The sequence below is a fragment of the Pseudomonas sp. W2I6 genome, assembly GCF_030815935.1.
In the GTDB taxonomy this organism is placed as follows: domain Bacteria; phylum Pseudomonadota; class Gammaproteobacteria; order Pseudomonadales; family Pseudomonadaceae; genus Aquipseudomonas.
The window spans coordinates 6,648,816-6,667,122 of record NZ_JAUSXJ010000001.1 but is presented as its reverse complement, the minus strand read 5'-3'; the positions used below and the strand labels follow the sequence as shown (position 1 = coordinate 6,667,122).

Genomic DNA, 18,307 nt, shown 5'->3' with positions numbered 1-18,307 from the left:
GATTCAGGACTCCAGGGAACCGTCGAGGGTTTTAAGCGCACCATACAGGTTCGGACGGCGGTCGCGGAACGAACCCCAGGCGCTGCGAATGTGTTCAAGTTCATCGAGATCGAAGCGGTGCACCAGGATGCCTTCTTCGGTTTCGTTGAGTTCTTCTACTTTCTCGCCGAACTGATTGGCAATGAAGGACGAGCCGTAGAAAGTGATGTCGTAGCCGTCTTGCTCCTCGTTACCGATGCGGTTGCTGGCGATCACCGGCATCAGGTTGGCGCCGGCATGGCCTTGCTGTACCCGCTGCCAGTGGTCACGGGACGAAATTGTCTTGTCGTGGGGCTCGCTGCCGATGGCGGTCGGGTAGAACAGGATTTGCGCGCCTTGCAGCGCCATGCTGCGGGCGGCTTCCGGGAACCACTGGTCCCAGCAGATGCCCACGCCGATCTTCGCATAGCGGGTGTTCCACACCTTGAAGCCGGTGTCGCCGGGGTTGAAGTAATACTTTTCATGGTAGCCCGGGCCGTCCGGGATGTGGCTTTTCCGATAAATCCCGAGGTTGGAGCCGTCAGCGTCGATGATCGCAATGCTGTTGAAACGCGCGCGGCCGGCCAGTTCATAGAAACTGATGGGCAACACCACCTGCAGTTCCCGGGCGACCTTCTGGAAGTGCTTGATCGCGACGTTATCTTCAACCGTGGTCGCCAGTTGCAAGTAGTCCGGGTTCGGCTTCTGGCAGAAGTACGGGGCCTCGAACAGTTCCTGGATCAGGATGATCTGCGCGCCCTTGGCGGCGGCCTCACGCACCAGCCTTTCAGCGGTTTCGAGATTGGCATCAAGGTCCCAGGAACAAGCCATCTGGGTCGCGGCAACGGTAACGATACGGCTCATGAATCATCTCCTCGGCGGCGGGCAAGTGGACGCCTTTATAGCGGATAAAAATCGGCTTTTGAAGCTAATAAATATCCGCTCATCGAAAAATGATCAAATTTTACCGATAACAATCGAGTTTATTGTTACAAGCCTTCCTCCAGAACCTTCGCCAGCATGTCGACGAAGAAATCCACACTGTGCCGTGAGGTGACCATCGGCGGCTTGATCTTGAGGATGTTCAGGTAGTCGCCGGTGGGCTGCATGAAGATCCCCAGCTCCCGCAGCCGGTCACACAGCAGCGCAGTCTCTTCGGTGGCCGGTTCCAGGGTCTGTCGATCGCGGACCAATTCCAGCCCCAGGTAAAACCCGGAACCATGCACTGCGCCCACCAATGGATACTGCTCGACCAGCGCCTCCAACCGCGCCTTGAAGTGTCCGCCCACCTCCTGGGCGTTTTCCCACAGCTTTTCTTCCTCCATCACATCCAGCACCGCCATGCCGATCCGGCAACTCACCGGGCTGCCTCCCGATGAGGAGAAGAAGTAACCCTCGGCCTCCAGCGCCTCGGCGATTTCCCGGCGGGTGATCACCGCGCCCAACGGCTGGCCATTGCCCATGCCCTTGGCCATGGTGATGATGTCCGGCACCACGCCCTGCTCTTCAAAGCCCCAGAAGAAATGCCCCATGCGGCCGTAGCCCACCTGCACTTCGTCGGCGATGCACACGCCGCCCTGCTCACGAACCAGCGCGTACACCTGCTGCAAATAACCGGGCGGCAAGGAAATCCCGCCGGCATTGCCGTACACCGGCTCGCAAATGAAACCCGCCAGTTGGCGATTCTGCGCGGCGATTTTCGCCAGGTTGTGTTCCACGCTGCGTACGTAGTCGGGGGCGCTGTCCTGCCCGCGAAACTCGCCGCGATAGGTATTCGGCGCGGTCACCGGGTGCACCCAGTCCGGGCGGCTGCTCAAGGCCTGGGGGTTGTCGGCAATCGAAGTCGACACCGCATCCGCCGCCACCGACCAGCCGTGGTACGCCTCCAGCACGCTGAGCATGTCGCGCCCACCGCTGTAGGCCCAGGCCAGGCGAATCGCCAGGTCGTTGGCCTCGGTGCCGCTGTTGACCAGAAACACCCGGTCCATGGAGTCCGGCGCCAGCGCCAGCAAACGCTCGGAGAATTCGGCAATCGCCGCATAGTGGAAGCGCGAGTTGGTGTTGAGCAGCGACCATTGCCGCGCCGCCACCTCGGCCATGCGCGGGTGACCGTGGCCGAGGACGGCGACGTTGTTGAGCATGTCGAGGTAGGAACGGCCCTGCATGTCGATCAAATGGTTGCGCCAGCCGCGCTCGATGCGCGGCGGGTCGACGTAATAGTGCTTCTGCGAGCGGGCGAAGCTGGCGTCCCGGCGCGCCAGCAGGGCTTCGGGGTCCAGCTCCGGCTCGGCGTCGCAGGCCAGCCCCAGCAAGGTAGCCGGGGATGGGCACAACGTTTGCCATGCCGGCGCCCGGGAAGGCGTGCAGAACAGCGGCGGCTCAAGCTCGGCGCGGCACAGTTGTACTGTCAGCGGCGCGACCACGTCGCCGATTACCTGGCCTTTTACCACTGCGGCGCCGTGCTTCAACAAGGCGTTCACGCCCCACAACCGAACACTCAACTGGGCGCTATGCAGGCTCAGCAGGCCGTCGGCGCCATGGCGCAAGGTGCCGGCGAACGGTGCTTCCACCGTGGCGCCCAAGGGCATGTGCAGTTCTACGTGAAGCGCGAAGGTGTCCGGCTCCACGGCACTGTCTGGTTGGGTGCGGGACAGACGGTATTGACCATAACGACTGGCTGCCAGGCCATGGACCACGGCCGCTTGTTCCAGCAATCGGCGATCAATGCCCTCCTGCTCCCAGTTACCGGCCTCGAAATGCGGGCTGAGCACGCCCAGATCGATCAACGCGAATTCACGCCCAACGAGCCCCGGCAACAAAGGCGCGAAGCCTTCACCGACAATCGGCGGCAATTCGGCGCCGACACAGTTCAGGATCGCCGCCTCCATCAATTCAAAGGGCACCGAGGTGGCTACGTGGAAAATTTCCCACTCATGCTCGGCATTCTTCAACAGGTACGCGTTATCCGGGTCCAGGCGTTGCTGCTGTTCACTGCTCAGCACCAACACCGCGGCCCGCGCGACGATCAGCGGCCATAGCACCTGCAACTCTTCGCGCTGCAACGGCGTGATCCGGTGGCACGCCTGGATCGCCGGCAGGATCGCGAACGGATCACCCTCGGCATGATGCAGCAGCGCCGCGCAGGTCACCGACAGGTCGGCAATGCGCCAGGTGCGCACCAGGTCGCCAAAATCGATCACGCCTTCAATCTGCCAATGCCGCTGGGCATCACGCTGCCAGACCACGTTGTCATCGGTGATGTCCATGTGCACGGCTTGCCAGGGCAGGCGGTCGGCCAACGGCAGCAGACGCTGCCCGACCTGCTCCACCACGCGCTCGAGCCCGGCCCGGTGCGGGAGGTTTTCGAGAGTCGCCAGCAAATGAGTGATCAGCTCAAGGGCATGGCGTGGGTCCCATTGCAGGGTACGTTCCAGGCCCGGATGCTCGAAGTCGGCCAGCGCCTGGCTCATCCGCCCGCAGAGTTCGCCGAAGCCTGCGATCACCTCGCGCCCCAGATGGGGCAGATGGGTCAGCGGCTGGCCGTCGATGTAGTCCAGCAACCGCAGGTGCACGGTTTGCCCGGCGACGGTCTCGGTCAGCAGTTTTTCGCCAGCAAGCGACGAGATCACCTTGGGCACCCGTACATCCGAATGTTCCTGCAGATGCTTGAGGGCTGCGTGCTGGGCCTGCAACTCGACGGCGGCGTAGTCGCCCCGGCAGATTTTCAGCACAAAGCGGCCACGCTCGCTGTCGAGACGGTAGTTGAGGTCTTGCTGGCTGCCGAGGGACTGCAACGCCCCACCCAGGCCGTAATGCTGCTCAAGTAGCTGCGTCGCAGGCACAGGCCCGACTTGCGGGCATGGCAGGCTGGCGCGATGAATCAACGTGGCGAGCAACATGTGAAGACCCCTGGCTTTTTTATCAGGCGCTTATATCGCCATTGTTGACGGGGGTTACGCAACCCCCAGTCCCGCGCAGTGCCGTCAATCTGACTGTGGCCCCTTGCACCACCTGGCTCCACAACTCAAGCTATGCTCCATTCGCTTAATGTCTGTCTAAGGAAAAGGGCCTCCGACATGCGCATTCTCATCACCGGCGGCGCCGGATTCATCGGCTCCGCTCTGATCCGGCACCTGATTCAACACACCGGGCACGAAGTGCTCAACCTGGACAAATTGACCTACGCCGGCAATCTTGAGTCGCTGGCCAGCATCGCGAGCAACAGCCGCTACGAGTTCGTCCAGGCCGATATCATCGACCAGGCCACCGTCAGCGCCGTACTGGCGCGCTTTGAGCCCCACGCGATCATGCACCTGGCGGCCGAGTCTCATGTGGACCGTTCCATCGACGGCCCGTCGGATTTTATCCAGACCAATATCGTCGGCACCTACAGCCTGCTGGAGGCCGCACGCGGTTATTGGCAGAAGCTGGAAGAACCGGCCAAGAGTGCCTTCCGCTTCCACCACATCTCCACCGATGAAGTGTATGGCGACCTGCACGGCGTCGATGACCTGTTCACCGAAACCACGCCCTACGCCCCAAGCTCGCCGTATTCGGCCAGCAAGGCCGCATCCGATCACCTGGTACGCGCCTGGCAGCGCACTTACGGCCTGCCGGTGCTGTTGACCAATTGCTCGAACAACTACGGGCCGTTCCACTTTCCCGAGAAGCTGATTCCGCTGGTGATCCTCAACGCCCTCGCAGGGAAACCATTGCCGGTGTACGGCGACGGCCTGCAAGTGCGCGACTGGCTGTTCGTCGAAGACCACGCCCGCGCGCTGTTCAAAGTGGTGACTGAAGGTGTGGTAGGCGAAACCTACAACATCGGCGGCCATAACGAGCAGAAGAATATCGACGTGGTGCGCAGCATCTGCGGCCTGCTGGAAGAACTGGCACCACAACGCCCGGCGGGCGTGGAGAAATTCACTGACCTGATCACTTTCGTCAAGGATCGCCCGGGCCACGACCAGCGCTATGCGATCGACGCCAGCAAGATCGAACGCGAGCTGGGCTGGGTTCCGCAGGAAACCTTTGAAACCGGCCTGCGCAAAACCGTGCAGTGGTACCTCGATAACCTGGAATGGTGCCGCAGGGTCCAGGACGGCAGTTATCAAGGCGAACGACTGGGCAACACCGACTTTAAGGATCTGATCGCATGATGAAGGGAATCGTACTGGCCGGTGGCTCCGGCACGCGTTTGCACCCCATTACCCTGGGCGTTTCCAAGCAACTGTTGCCGGTGTATGACAAGCCGATGATCTACTACCCGATCTCGGTGCTGATGCTGGCCGGGATCAAGGAAATCCTGGTGATCTCCACCCCGGTAGACCTGCCGCAATACCGCAACCTGTTGGGCGATGGCAGCCAGTTTGGCGTGCGGTTCACTTATGCGGAGCAGCCGTCCCCGGACGGCCTGGCCCAGGCGTTTTTGATTGGCGAAGAGTTTATCGGCGATGACCCGGTATGCCTGATCCTGGGCGACAACATCTTCCACGGCCAGCACTTCGGCGAACAACTGCGCACGGCTGCCGAACGCCCATCTGGCGCCACGGTATTCGGTTACTGGGTCAAGGACCCGGAGCGTTTCGGCGTGATCGACTTCGACAGCCAGGGCCGCGCGCTGTCCATCGAGGAAAAACCAGCCAAGCCAAAGTCGAGCTACGCGGTGACCGGCTTGTATTTCTACGACAACGACGTGATCAGGATCGCCAAGGCAGTCAAGCCATCGCCACGGGGCGAGCTGGAGATCACCGACGTCAACAACGCCTACCTCAAGCGTGGCGACCTGCACGTGGAGCGCTTCGGCCGTGGTTTCGCCTGGCTCGACACCGGCACCCACGACAGCCTGCTGGAGGCCTCGACGTATGTGCAGACCATCGAGCACCGCCAGGGTTTGAAAGTGGCGTGCCTGGAAGAAATCGCCTACGAGAACGGCTGGATCGACCGTGACCACTTGCTGGAGCGGGCCAAGTACTTCGGCAAGACCGGCTACGGCCAATACCTGTATTCACTGGCCGGGGAGCAAAAATGAAGGTCACCGACACGGCGTTGCCGGGCGTATTGATCATCGAACCGAAAGTGTTCGGTGACGAGCGCGGCTTTTTCTACGAAAGCTTCAACGCCCGCGCCTTCGAAGAGGCCACCGGGCTCAAGCGTGATTTCGTGCAGGACAACCACTCGCGCTCGCAAAAAGGCGTGCTGCGCGGCCTGCATTACCAGCTCGAACATACCCAGGGCAAACTGGTGCGCGTCATCGCCGGCGAAGTGCTGGATGTGGCCGTCGACATCCGCCGCAGCTCGCCCAACTTCGGGCAGTGGGTGGGCGTGCGGCTTAGCGCCGATAACCATCGCCAGTTGTGGGTACCGGAAGGTTTCGCCCACGGCTTTGTGGTGCTGAGCGACTACGCCGAGTTCCTCTACAAGACCACCGATTACTACCAGCCGAGCGCCGAGCGTTGCATCCTCTGGAACGACCCGACGCTGGCCATCGACTGGGAACTGACGGAGACGCCGCAACTGTCCGCCAAGGACCAGGCCGGGAAAAGCCTGCAAGAGGCCGAGCTGTTCCCATGAAAATCCTTATCAGCGGCCAACATGGCCAAGTCTCCCGGGAGTTGCAACAACGTCTCCAGGGCCTGGGCGAGTTGATCGTGCTGGGCCGCGATCAACTGGACCTGGCGCATCCCGAGCAGATCCGCGACCAGGTACGCGCCCATCGCCCGGGCCTGATCATCAACGCAGCCGCCCATACGGCCGTCGATCAAGCCGAGAGCGAGCCGGACGTGGCCTTCGCCATCAACGCCACCGCGCCCGGGATTTTTGCCGAGGAAGCCAAGGCACTGGGCATTCCGCTGATTCACTATTCCACCGACTACGTGTTCGACGGCAGCAAGGCCGCGCCCTACAACGAGGACGACGCAACCAACCCGCTGGGCGTCTATGGCGCAAGCAAGCTGGCGGGCGAACAGGCGATCGCGGCCGTCGGCGGTGAACACCTGATCCTGCGCACCAGCTGGGTCTACTCGACCCACGGCAAGAACTTCCTGCTGACCATGCAACGCCTGCTGCAGGAAAAACCGCAGATGCGCATCGTCGCCGACCAGATCGGCGCGCCAACCTGGGCCGGGACCATCGCCAACAGCACCCGTGCGCTGATCGAGCGCTGGCAGGCGGGCCAGGCCGGGGACTGGGGTGTCTACCACCTGACGGCCCAGGGCGAGACCTCGTGGTTCGGCTTTGCCCAGGCCATCGGCGAGCAACTACGGGCCAACGGTCGTGCCTGCGCCGAGCTGGAAGCGATTCCCTCCAGCGCCTATCCAACGCCGGCCAGGCGCCCGCTGAACTCGCGCCTCGATTGCAGCCGCCTGCAACAGCAATGGCATGTCTCGCAACCGCAGTGGCATGACGCATTGCGCGAGTGTCTTGCCGAGCAGCACTAGGCATAATGCGCCTGTACCCACAGGCGCATGACTCCCATGACTCCACCCCTTCCGCGAAGACCCCGCTGGCGCAGCCTGGCATTGCTGGCGCTATGCCTGGCACCGCTGTTGTGGCCGCTGGAGCACTTGGCCGAGCGTTATTACCGCAACGAACTGGCCGGTCAGAACCGCCAGACGCTGGACCTGTACGTCGCCAACCTGCTGGGCACCCTGCATCGCTACGAAGTGTTGCCGCAAATCCTCGGTGACCTGCCGGCCCTGCGCACCGCCATCGACGCGCCTCACGTCAGCACCAACCTGGTCAACGCCAACCACCTGCTCAAGGACGTCGCCACGCAGGCCGGGGTGGAAGTGATGTACCTGATGGACACCACCGGCAAGACCCTCGCCGCGTCCAACTGGGACAAGCAGGACAGCTTCGTCGGGCGTAATTTTTCCTTTCGCCCCTACTTCAGCGAAGCCATGGCCGGGCGCCTCGGGCGCTTCTTCGGCCTGGGCACCACCTCGGCCAAACGCGGTTACTTCTTCGCCGCCGCTGTGCGAGATGGTGACAAGATCATCGGCGTGCTGGTGGTGAAGGTCGACCTGGACCACACCGAAAGCCTGTGGGGCAACACCCCCGAACAACTGCTGGTCACCGACCACAACGGCGTGGTGATCCTGACCTCGCGCCCGCAATGGCGCTTTCGCGCCACCCGGCCGCTGACGGATGAAGAACGCCGCGCCATCATCGCCATCCAGCCCTACCCGACCCGCGACCCGCAGCCGCTGAGCCTCAGCCCGACGGCGTGGGTGCGCCAATCCACCGACATCGCCGAAACCGGCTGGAAGGTCGAGATTCTCGCGCCGCGCACCTTGATCAGCCGCCCGGTGCGCACCGTGGTCGCGGTGGGTGGCGCCGCCTTGCTGGTGCTGATGCTGTTGCTCGGCCTGATGATGCAGCGCCGTCGTCACTACCTGGAACGCATCGCCTTCGAAGCCAAGGCCCGTCGCGAGCTGGAGATGCGCGTGATCGAGCGGACCAGCGACCTGGAAGGCCTCAACCGACGGCTGAAGCAGGAAGTGCTGGAACGCGAACATGCCCAGCAGGAACTGGTGCGGGCTCAGGATGACCTGGTGCAGGCAGGCAAGTTGTCGGCGCTGGGCACCATGTCGGCGAGTATCAGCCATGAACTCAACCAGCCGTTGGCGGCGATTCGCAGCTACGCGGAAAACGCCGGGATTTTGCTCGACCATGAGCGCACCGACGACGCCCGTGGCAACCTCAAACTGATCAGCGAACTGACCGGGCGCATGGCCTCGATCATCGCTCACTTGCGCGCCTTCGCCCGGCGCGACCGGCATGCGCCGGAAAGCGTGGCCCTGCAACCGGCCCTGGACGATGCCCTGGCGCTGCTGGCCAAGCGGCGGCGGGCAATGGAAGTGGAACTGATCCGCGACCTGCCCGAGGCCACCTTGTGGGTGGCGGCCGGCGAAACCCGCCTGCGCCAGGTGCTGGGCAACCTGTTGGCCAACGCTCTGGACGCCCTGACCGAAAAAGGCCCGCCGCGCAAACTCTGGCTGAGTGCCCAAACCACCGAACAGGGCGTCAACCTGTACATTCGCGACAACGGCCCGGGTTTCTGCATGGAAGCCCTGGGCCGCGCCAGCGAGCCCTTCTACACCACCAAGACCCGCACCCAGGGCCTGGGGTTGGGCCTGGCGATCTGCGACACCCTGATGCGCGCCTTTGGCGGTGAACTGTTGTTCGCCAACCACAAGGAAGGCGGCGCACTGTTAACCTTGAAACTGCGCGCCGGAGCACCGGGTGTCAGTCTGCAACCGTCCGAGGACCGCAGTGTATGAGTATCGATAACCAGATTCAGGTGGTGTTGATCGACGATGATCCACACCTGCGTCAGGCCCTCTGCCAGACCCTGGACCTGGCCGGGCTGAAAGTCCTGACCCTCGGCGAAGCCCAGGGCCTGACCGCGCGCCTGTCCCGGGATTGGCCGGGGGTTGTGGTGAGCGACATCCGCATGCCCGGCATGGACGGCCTGGAACTGTTGAAGGAACTCCACGCCCAGGACCCGGAGCTGCCGGTACTGCTGATCACCGGCCACGGCGACGTGCCACTGGCGGTGCAGGCGATGCGCACCGGCGCCTATGACTTCCTGGAAAAACCCTTCGCCAGCGACGCCCTGCTCGACAGCGTGCGCCGCGCCCTGGCCCTGCGCCGCCTGGTGCTGGACAACCGCAGCCTGCGCCTGGCCCTGAGCGACCGTCAGCAATTGAGTACACGCCTGGTGGGCCACTCCCCGCAAATGCTGCGCCTGCGCGAGCAGATTGGCGCGCTGGCGGCGACCAAGGCTGATGTGCTGATCCTCGGTGAAACCGGTGCCGGCAAGGAAGTGGTAGCGCGTGCGCTGCACGATCTGTCGAACCGCCGCAGCGGCCCGTTTGTGGCGATCAACGCCGGCGCCCTGGCCGAGTCGGTGGTGGAAAGCGAGTTGTTCGGGCATGAGCCAGGGGCCTTTACCGGCGCCCAGAAGCGGCGCATCGGCAAATTCGAATTCGCCAACGGCGGCACGCTGTTTCTCGACGAAATCGAAAGCATGAGCCTGGATGTGCAGGTCAAGCTGCTGCGGCTGTTGCAGGAGCGTGTGGTGGAGCGTCTGGGGGGCAACCAGCTGATCCCGCTGGATATCCGCATCATCGCCGCCACCAAGGAAGACCTGCGCCAGTCCGCCGACCAGGGGCGCTTCCGGGCGGACTTGTATTACCGCCTCAACGTTGCGCCGCTGCGCATTCCACCGCTGCGCGAACGGGGTGAGGATGCGCTGATGCTGTTCCAGCACTTTGCCGACGAAGCCAGCACGCGCCACGGGCTACCGATGAAAGAGCTGCAACCGGGCCAGCGCGCGCTGTTGTTGCGTCACAGCTGGCCGGGCAATGTGCGCGAGCTGCAAAACGCCGCCGAGCGTTTCGCCCTGGGCCTTGAACTGGCGCTGGACAGCACCCCGGACAGCCCTTCGCCGGGCATCCTCACCAGTACGCCCGGCGGCTTGAGCGAACAGGTCGAACAGTTTGAAAAAAGCCTGATCGCCGCCGAACTGGCGCGCACCCACAATTCCATGCGCAGCCTCGCCGAGGCATTGGGCGTACCGCGTAAAACCCTGCACGACAAACTGCGCAAGCACGGGCTGAACTTCGCCGACAGCGGCAACAGTCACGCTGACGACGAATGACCCTTTTCCCCCTGCCACGAGGCCACCATGAGTCGCGATAGCCGTTACCTGGAATCGATCCTTCACCACGACATTCCCCTGACCCGGGAAATGGGCCTCAAGGTTATCGACTGGCAGGACCGGCAGCTGCAACTGCGCTTGCCGCTGGACGCCAACATCAACCACAAGAGCACCATGTTTGGCGGCAGCCTGTATTGCGGCGCCGTGCTGGCAGGTTGGGGCTGGCTGCATTTGCAGTTGCGTGAGGAAGGGATTGAAGACGGGCACATCGTGATTCAGGAAGGGCAGATCAGTTATCCGCTGCCGGTGACCACCGATGCGACGGCGATTTGCCAGGCACCTGATGACAAGGTGTGGAAGCGATTCGTCGCCACCTACAAGCGTTATGGCCGGGCGCGCTTGGCGCTGGAGACATGGATCGTCAACGAGGGCAGTGAAGAGCGGGCCGTGGCCTTTACCGGGCAGTACGTCCTGCACACATAACAAATGTGGGAGCGGGCTTGCTCGCGAAAGCGGTGGATCAGCCAATACATCTGGTGACTGACACACTGCCTTCGCGAGCAAGCCCGCTCCCACATTTTTGATCGGCGCTGTGTTTAAGAACGGGCCAGAGTCAGCAACCGCTCACGCCATTCAGCCTTGGCCGGCAGTGCCAAAAAGAACGGATTCAACAGCGATTCCCGCGCCGGGTAACTGAACGGCTGCCCATTCAATTCCAGCACTTCACCGCCCGCTCCTTCCAGCACACCCTGTGCCGCAGCGGTGTCCCACTGCGAGGTGGGCGCCAGGCGCGGATAGCAATCGGCGCTGCCCTCAGCCAACAGGCAAAACTTCAAAGAACTGCCGATATTAGCCAGCTTCAGCTCGCCCAATCCGGCACTCAAGCCAGCGAGCAAGCGATCCTGTTCAGGGCTCGTATGGCGACGACTGGCAACCACGGTAAATGCTTCACCGCTCGCCGGTGTCTGGCGCACCTGGATTTGCTTGGGCGCAGCACCTACATCGGAACGCCAGGCACCCAGCCCGGCACCCCCGAAGTAGCACCGACCGCTGGTAGGCATCGACACCACACCGAACACCACGCGGCCTTTTTCGATCAGCGCGATGTTGACGGTGAACTCCTCGCTGCCGGAGATGAATTCCTTGGTGCCATCCAGCGGGTCCACCAGCCACCAGCGCTGCCAACCGGCGCGCACGCTCTGGTCAATGTCGGCGTCTTCCTCCGAGAGCACCGGAATGCTCGGGTCCAACGCAGTCAGCCCGGCGAGGATCAAGTGATGGGCAGCCAAGTCGGCGGCAGTGACCGGTGAATCATCGGTCTTGGTGGTGACGGCAACATCGGCGCGCCAATACGGCAGGATGACCTCGCCAGCCTGGCGGGCCAGTTCGATCGCGGGGGCAATAAACGGGTGACCCAGGAACAGTTCGCTCATGGCTGGAACGCTCCACGTTGAGTCAACAGGTCGCGTACCAGGTACAGCGCGGCCAACGCGCGGCCCTCGCTGAACTGCTCGTTCTGCGCCAACTGCGAGAGCTCCCGCAGGTTGACCCGGTCGACGCGCATCGGCTCGGGCTCGTCGCCTTCCAGGCGCTCTTCATACAGTTCGGTGGCCAGCACCACCTGAATTTTCTGGCTCATGTAGCCGGGGGACAGCGACAGCTCGGTGATGTGCTCCAACTGGCGGGCGCCGAAACCGGCTTCTTCCTTGAGCTCACGGTCGGCTGCCGCCAACACGTCTTCGCCCGGTTCGATCAGGCCCTTGGGCAGTGACAGTTCATACTCGTCGGTGCCGCCGCAATATTCTTCGATCAGCAACGCATGGTCCGAGTCGATCATCGCCACGATCATCACCGCGCCATATCCGGCACCCCTGCCCACCAGGCGCTCGTAGGTCCGCTCCACGCCATTGGAAAAGCGCAATTGCACTTCCTCCACGCGGAACAAACGGCTACTGGCGACTATTTCGCGGGCGAGGACGGTGGGTTTCTGGCGCATGAGCGGCTCCTTGGCGTGATCGGGTTACTATACCGTGGCTTTTCCGATTGTCTGTGTCGGATATCTTTTCTTACATGAGTGTTCTTTATGCCTCCATTGCCCTGGCACGCCATCGACACCGTCCTGCTGGACATGGACGGCACCTTGCTCGACCTGCACTTCGACAACCATTTCTGGATGGAGCACCTGCCCCAGCGCTATGCCGAGTTGCATGGTGTGAGCCGGGCCATGGCCGAGATGGAGCTGCAGCCGCTGTTCGAGCGTAACGCCGGACAGTTGCAATGGTATTGCCTGGATTTCTGGAGCGCCGAACTCAAGATCCCGGTGCGCGAGCTCAAGCTGGAAACCGCGCACCTGATTGCCTTGCGCCCGGATGCCGACACCTTCCTGGCGGCGATCAAACAGGCGGGCAAGCGGGTGATCCTGATCACCAATGCCCATCGGGATTCGCTGTCGTTGAAGCTGGAACGCATCGAGTTGGCGCCTTATTTCGAGCGACTGATCAGCTCCCATGACTATGGTTTTGCCAAGGAAAACCCGCAGTTCTGGGACGCCCTGCACGCCGACATCGCCTTCGACCCGGCCCGCAGCCTGTTTATCGACGATACCTTGCCGATCCTGCGCAGCGCCCGGGATTTTGGCGTGGGGCACTTGCTGGCGGTGAAGGAACCGGACAGCCGGAAGGGGCCCAAGGACACGGCGGAGTTTGCAGCGGTTGGGGATTACCGGGACTTGATCGTAGGTTTGTAACAACGCTGAAGGTCCAATGTGGGAGCGGGCTTGCTCGCGAATACGGTGTGTCAGCCAATGAATATATTGACTGATCCACCGCTTTCGCGAGCAAGCCCGCTCCCACATTGGGTCCGCGGATTACTCAGGAATACGCAGCGTCTGCCCTGGGTAGATTTTGTCCGGATGGGACAGCAGCGGCTTGTTGGCTTCGAAGATTTTGTTGTACTGGTTGGCGTTGCCATACACCGCCAGCGAAATAGCGCTCAGGGTGTCGCCCTTTTTCACCACGACAAAGCGGGCCGCCGCGACAGCAGGACCGGAAACGGTGATCTGGTCATCAACACTCGCAACGCCGGCGATGTTGCCCAGCGCCAGCAATATCTTCTCTTTCTCTTCCTGGCTGGCGACTTCACCTGTCACGGTCACCTTGTCACCGTCGACGGTGGTTTGCACATTGGGGTTACCCAATCCAACCTTGGCCACGTGCTCTTTTAACTGCTCGCTCGCGTTGGCATTACCCGGTGTCAACAGGTCAATCAACTTCTCGCCTGCTTCCTTAACAAAGCTTAAAAGACTCATGGTGCGCTCTCCTTGGGATTTAATTTCCAGATGCCAAAGACTAGACCAGTCCTACAGAATTGGGTTCCAGCCTGACCAAAGACCCAAACACGCTAGAATCCCACCGCATTGGAATAAGCCCGGAGCGAAGATGGACATCAAACAGCTGAAATTCCTCATCGCCCTCGACGAAACCCGTCACTTCGGCCAGGCGGCGGCGCGCTGCCATATCACCCAGCCGACCCTGTCGATGCGCCTGCGCAGCCTGGAGGAAGAGCTGCAGTTGCCGCTGGTCAATCGCGGGCAGCGCTTCGAAGGCTTTACCGCCCCCGGCGAACGCGTGCTGGCCTGGGCACGCACGGTGCTGGCGGCCTATGACGGCTTGCAGGCCGAGGCCGCTGCGTGTCGCGGCAACCTGGTAGGCACGTTGCGCCTGGGGGTGGTGCCGTTGTCGAGCTTCGATCCGCTGGCGTTGATGCAGAAGCTGCACAAGGAACACCCCAGCCTGCGCTTTGAGTTGTCCGCGTTAAGCTCCGAGCAAATCCTTGAACAACTTGCCAGCAACCGCCTGGACCTCGGTGTGTCGTACCTCGAGCGCCTGGACGCCGAGCGTTTCGACTCCCTGGCCCTGGGCGAAACCCGCATGGGCCTGCTGTACGACCAGCGGTTCTTCAGCTTCGGCGACAAGCCCCTGAGTTGGGAGGCGCTGATCGAACTGCCCTTGGGCATGCTCACCAGCGGCATGCACTTTCGCCAGTCCATCGACCATAACTTCCACAGCCGCGGCCTCAACCCGCAGCCGCTGTTGCAGACCGATGCCGTCCATCAATTGTTACAAGCGGTGCACGGCGGCCTGTGTTGCGCGGTGATGCCACTGGACGGCGGCCTCGACGCCCTCACCGAGCACCTGCGCCTGCAACCCATTGAAGACGCTCACACTTTGGCTCGCCTGGGGTTGATCATGCGCCGCAGTGCACCCCGTTCGGCCTTGGCGGAAGCGTGTTTTGCGCTGTACCAGAAATCGCTGATCGAGACTTGATCGACGGCATCTATCGGTAGATCAGTACTGACGATTAGACGCGACCCTTTGTCGCGCCTAGTCTTACAGCTGAATACTCCCGGTGGTAATGCCCAATGAACGCCCAGCGCCCAGTCTGCGCGGCGCCCGCCCTCGAGACGCCCGCGCCCGCCGCCAGCCAGAGCTACCAGTTTTGTAATCTCGAACACACCGAATCGGCCAGCACCGCGCTTGCCGAGGAAGTCGCGTTGGCGATTGCCTATAACGACATCAGCCAGGCGGTGATGCTGGTGACGCCGACCGACCTTGAAGACTTTATTGTCGGATTCAGCATCGGTAGCGGCATTATCGAAGACGTTAGCGACATTTATGACCTGAAAATCAGCGGTTCGGGCTCGACCCAATACGCTCAGGTGCAGATTTCCAGCCGCGCGTTCTGGAATATGAAGCAGCAGCGCCGGCAACTCGCCGGCACCAGTGGCTGTGGGCTGTGCGGCGTAGAAGCCGTGGAGCAGGCGCTGCCCAACCTCAAGGTGTTGCCCGGCGCGCCGTTGCCGCCTGCCGAATGGCTGGATGGCCTGCGCCAGCGCATCAGCGCGTTCCAACCGCTGGGCCAGTACAGCGGCGCGGTGCATGCGGCGGTGTTCATGAACAACCAGGGCGAATTGCTGCTGGGCCGTGAAGACATCGGCCGGCATAACGCCCTCGACAAGCTGATCGGTGCGCTGATCCGCCAAAAGATTCCGACCGACGGCGGCCTGGCGATTGTTACCAGTCGCTGCAGCCTCGAACTGATCCAGAAAGTCCTGCGTGCAGGCATCCAGACCCTGGTCAGCCTGTCGTCGCCCACCGGCCTGGCCCTGCAATGGGCTCGCCGGCACAACCTCAATCTCATCCACCTGCCGCAGAAAAGTGCGCCGCGGGTCTATAGCCCTGCGATGGAGAATCAAGCGTGAGTAATCATCATCAAGCCGACGACAAACCCACCCCGCGCTACAAGCCTTATAAAGGCCCGGCGGGTGGTTGGGGCGCACTGATCAGCGTGGCGCAGGCCTGGCTGACCAGCGACAACGCGCTGAAAAACATCCGCATGATGCTCAAGACCAACCAGAACGGCGGCTTCGACTGCCCGGGCTGCGCCTGGGGCGACTCGCCGGAAAGCGGCATGGTCAAGTTCTGCGAGAACGGCGCCAAGGCGGTCAACTGGGAAGCCACCAAGCGCCGGGTCGACGCGGCATTCTTCGCCAAGCACAGCGTCAGCGCGCTGCTGGAGCAGAGCGACTACTGGCTTGAGTATCAGGGCCGCCTGACCGAGCCGATGAGCTACGACGCCGAAACCGACCGTTACAAACCTATCAGCTGGGAATCGGCTTTCGACTTGATCGGCAAGCACCTCAATGCGCTGCCAAACCCGGACATGGCCGAGTTCTATACCTCGGGCCGGGCCAGCAACGAAGCGGCTTACCTGTATCAACTGTTTGTGCGCGCCTACGGCACCAACAACTTCCCGGACTGCTCGAACATGTGCCACGAAGCCAGCGGCGTCGCCCTGGCGCAAAGCGTGGGCGTGGGCAAAGGCACCGTGACCTTCGATGACTTCGAGCATGCGGATGCGATTTTCGTCTGGGGCCAGAACCCCGGCACCAACCACCCACGCATGCTGGAGCCACTGCGCGAAGCGGTAAAACGCGGCGCCCAGGTGGTGTGCATCAACCCGCTGAAAGAGCGTGGCCTGGAACGCTTCCAGCACCCGCAACACCCGCTGGAAATGCTCACCAACGGCGACAAGCCAACCAACACCGCCTACTTCCGCCCGGCGCTGGGAGGCGACATGGCCATCCTGCGGGGCATGGCCAAGTTCCTGCTGCTGTGGGAACGCCAGGCCCAGGCCGAAGGCAAGGAGGCCGTGTTCGACCACGACTTCCTCAACGAACACACCGCCAACGTGCTGGATTACCTGGGCAAGATCGACGACACCTCATGGGATGAAATCGTCGAGCAGTCCGGCCTGACCCTGGTGGAGATCGAGCAAGCGGCGCGCATGTACGCCAAAGGCAAGAACGTGATCATGTGCTGGGCGATGGGCATCACCCAGCATCGCCACTCGGTGCCGACCATCCAGGAAATCGCCAACCTGATGCTGCTGCGCGGCAACATCGGCCGCCCGGGCGCAGGCCTGTGCCCGGTGCGTGGCCACAGTAACGTGCAGGGCGACCGCACCATGGGCATCAACGAACGGCCACCGGTGGCGTTCCTCGATTCCCTGGAGCGTCGTTTCCAGTTCCAGGTACCGCGCGATAACGGCCACAACGTGGTGGAAGCGATTCACGCCATGCTCGAAGGCCGCTCCAAGGTCTTTATCGGCCTGGGCGGCAACTTCGCCCAAGCCACGCCGGACAGCCCACGCACCTTTGAAGCACTGCGCAATTGCGACCTGACCGTACAGATCAGCACCAAGCTCAACCGCAGCCACCTGATGCATGGCAAGGACGCGCTGATCCTGCCATGCCTGGGCCGCACCGACATCGACATCCAGGCCGAAGGCCCGCAAGCCGTGACCGTTGAAGACTCGTTCAGCATGGTCCACGCCTCCAACGGCCAGCTGCAGCCGCTGTCGAAACAGATGAAATCCGAGCCTGCGATTCTGGCGGGCATTGCCGCCGCCACCCTGGGCAGCAAGCCGGTGGACTGGAACTGGCTGGTGGCCGATTACGACCGTATTCGCGACCTGATCGCCGACACCATTCCGGGCTTCAAGGACTTCAACGAGCGCCTGAAAAACCCGGGCGGTTTCTACCTGGGCAACTCGGCTGGCGCTCGTCGCTGGAACACCCCGTCGGGCCGCGCCAACTTCCGCCCGAACATCCTGCCCAAGGACCTGGTGCACGAACGCACCCGCAACACCGGGCAATTGCCGGACCTGATCATGCAGTCGATGCGCTCCCACGATCAGTACAACACCACCATCTATGGCCTGGACGACCGCTATCGCGGGGTCAAGGGCCAGCGGGATGTGTTGTTCGTCAACGAAGCCGACATCATCCGCCTGGGCTTCAAGCCGGGGCAGAAGGCTGACATCGTGTCGATCTGGGACGACGGCCGTGAGCGTCGGGTGAAGGGCTTTACCTTGCTGGCATTTGATATTCCGGCGGGGCAGGCTGCGGCTTATTATCCGGAAGTGAATCCGCTGGTGCCGCTGGAAAGCACGGGGGATGGCAGCCATACGCCAACGTCGAAGTTTGTAGCGATCCGCCTGGAAGCAGCGAGTGCGACCGGCTTGATCATGGCGAAGTCGGCCTAAGCGACACCTCGCCACAGA

General features: G+C 62.5%; 16 protein-coding genes. 11 read left to right on the top strand and 5 right to left on the bottom strand.

From position 1 onward, the window contains the following. Positions 1-3: 3 nt before the first annotated feature. A complete protein-coding gene (aguB, locus tag QF039_RS30825) occupies positions 4-882 on the bottom strand; it encodes an N-carbamoylputrescine amidase (RefSeq protein ID WP_177069279.1) in 879 nt (292 codons plus the stop codon). 125 nt (positions 883-1,007) lie between these two features. Further along, a complete protein-coding gene (locus QF039_RS30820; protein ID WP_307522295.1) occupies positions 1,008-3,917 on the bottom strand; it encodes an aminotransferase in 2,910 nt (969 codons plus the stop codon). A 177-nt stretch (positions 3,918-4,094) separates the two neighbouring features. Between QF039_RS30820 and rfbB the strand changes: the two genes are divergently transcribed. Genes rfbB through QF039_RS30785 form a run of 7 tightly spaced genes read left to right on the top strand, consistent with a single transcriptional unit; the run spans position 4,095 to position 11,167 of the window. Further along, a complete protein-coding gene (gene rfbB, locus QF039_RS30815) occupies positions 4,095-5,177 on the top strand; it encodes a dTDP-glucose 4,6-dehydratase (protein WP_008435746.1) in 1,083 nt (360 codons plus the stop codon). Continuing rightward, the gene (gene rfbA / locus QF039_RS30810; RefSeq protein WP_087692716.1) at positions 5,174-6,049 is read left to right on the top strand and encodes a glucose-1-phosphate thymidylyltransferase RfbA; all 876 of its coding nucleotides are present in this window, start codon (positions 5,174-5,176) and stop codon (positions 6,047-6,049) included. Before rfbB ends, rfbA begins: the two co-directional genes overlap by 4 nt. Beyond that, the gene (gene rfbC / locus QF039_RS30805; RefSeq protein WP_307522291.1) at positions 6,046-6,591 is read left to right on the top strand and encodes a dTDP-4-dehydrorhamnose 3,5-epimerase; all 546 of its coding nucleotides are present in this window, start codon (positions 6,046-6,048) and stop codon (positions 6,589-6,591) included. The genes rfbA and rfbC overlap by 4 nt, the downstream gene beginning before the upstream one ends. Beyond that, a complete protein-coding gene (gene rfbD / locus QF039_RS30800) occupies positions 6,588-7,457 on the top strand; it encodes a dTDP-4-dehydrorhamnose reductase (RefSeq protein WP_177123060.1) in 870 nt (289 codons plus the stop codon). Before rfbC ends, rfbD begins: the two co-directional genes overlap by 4 nt. A 36-nt stretch (positions 7,458-7,493) precedes the next feature. Continuing rightward, positions 7,494-9,302 carry an ATP-binding protein gene (locus QF039_RS30795; protein ID WP_307522288.1) on the top strand — a complete coding sequence of 603 codons (1,809 nt, stop codon included), beginning with the start codon at positions 7,494-7,496 and terminating at the stop codon, positions 9,300-9,302. Then, entirely contained in the window at positions 9,299-10,684 is a 1,386-nt protein-coding gene (locus QF039_RS30790; protein WP_003213224.1) for a sigma-54 dependent transcriptional regulator, read from the top strand. The genes QF039_RS30795 and QF039_RS30790 overlap by 4 nt, the downstream gene beginning before the upstream one ends. Before the next feature lie 27 nt (positions 10,685-10,711). Beyond that, complete coding sequence (locus tag QF039_RS30785; protein WP_003213222.1) at positions 10,712-11,167, top strand: YiiD C-terminal domain-containing protein; 456 nt, start codon at positions 10,712-10,714, stop codon at positions 11,165-11,167. 113 nt (positions 11,168-11,280) lie between these two features. Here the strand turns inward: QF039_RS30785 and cysQ are convergent, their stop codons facing one another. Further along, on the bottom strand, positions 11,281-12,117 hold the full coding sequence (cysQ, locus tag QF039_RS30780; protein ID WP_003213220.1) for a 3'(2'),5'-bisphosphate nucleotidase CysQ: 837 nt from the start codon (positions 12,115-12,117) through the stop codon (positions 11,281-11,283). Further along, a complete protein-coding gene (gene nudE / locus QF039_RS30775) occupies positions 12,114-12,680 on the bottom strand; it encodes an ADP compounds hydrolase NudE (protein ID WP_003213218.1) in 567 nt (188 codons plus the stop codon). Before nudE ends, cysQ begins: the two co-directional genes overlap by 4 nt. A gap of 87 nt (positions 12,681-12,767) precedes the next feature. On the opposite strand from nudE, the gene yrfG reads away from it, so the two are divergent. Then, positions 12,768-13,430 (top strand): GMP/IMP nucleotidase, encoded by a 663-nt coding sequence (yrfG, locus tag QF039_RS30770; protein WP_003213217.1) that lies wholly within the window; start codon positions 12,768-12,770, stop codon positions 13,428-13,430. Between the two features lie 120 nt (positions 13,431-13,550). On the opposite strand, the gene lysM is transcribed toward yrfG, so the two are convergent. Then, positions 13,551-13,991: a peptidoglycan-binding protein LysM gene (lysM, locus tag QF039_RS30765; RefSeq protein ID WP_003213215.1), complete on the bottom strand. Its 441-nt coding sequence runs from the start codon at positions 13,989-13,991 to the stop codon at positions 13,551-13,553. A 130-nt stretch (positions 13,992-14,121) separates the two neighbouring features. Between lysM and QF039_RS30760 the strand changes: the two genes are divergently transcribed. The 3 genes from QF039_RS30760 to QF039_RS30750 all read left to right on the top strand — a co-directional run bounded on the left by QF039_RS30760 (position 14,122) and on the right by QF039_RS30750 (position 18,289). Next, a complete protein-coding gene (locus QF039_RS30760; protein WP_003213213.1) occupies positions 14,122-15,009 on the top strand; it encodes a LysR family transcriptional regulator in 888 nt (295 codons plus the stop codon). 95 nt (positions 15,010-15,104) lie between these two features. Further along, positions 15,105-15,944, top strand: a complete 840-nt coding sequence (gene fdhD / locus QF039_RS30755) for a formate dehydrogenase accessory sulfurtransferase FdhD (RefSeq protein WP_008435774.1) — start codon at positions 15,105-15,107, stop codon at positions 15,942-15,944. Then, positions 15,941-18,289 (top strand): FdhF/YdeP family oxidoreductase, encoded by a 2,349-nt coding sequence (locus QF039_RS30750; protein ID WP_102367895.1) that lies wholly within the window; start codon positions 15,941-15,943, stop codon positions 18,287-18,289. The genes fdhD and QF039_RS30750 overlap by 4 nt, the downstream gene beginning before the upstream one ends. Positions 18,290-18,307: the final 18 nt, after the last annotated feature.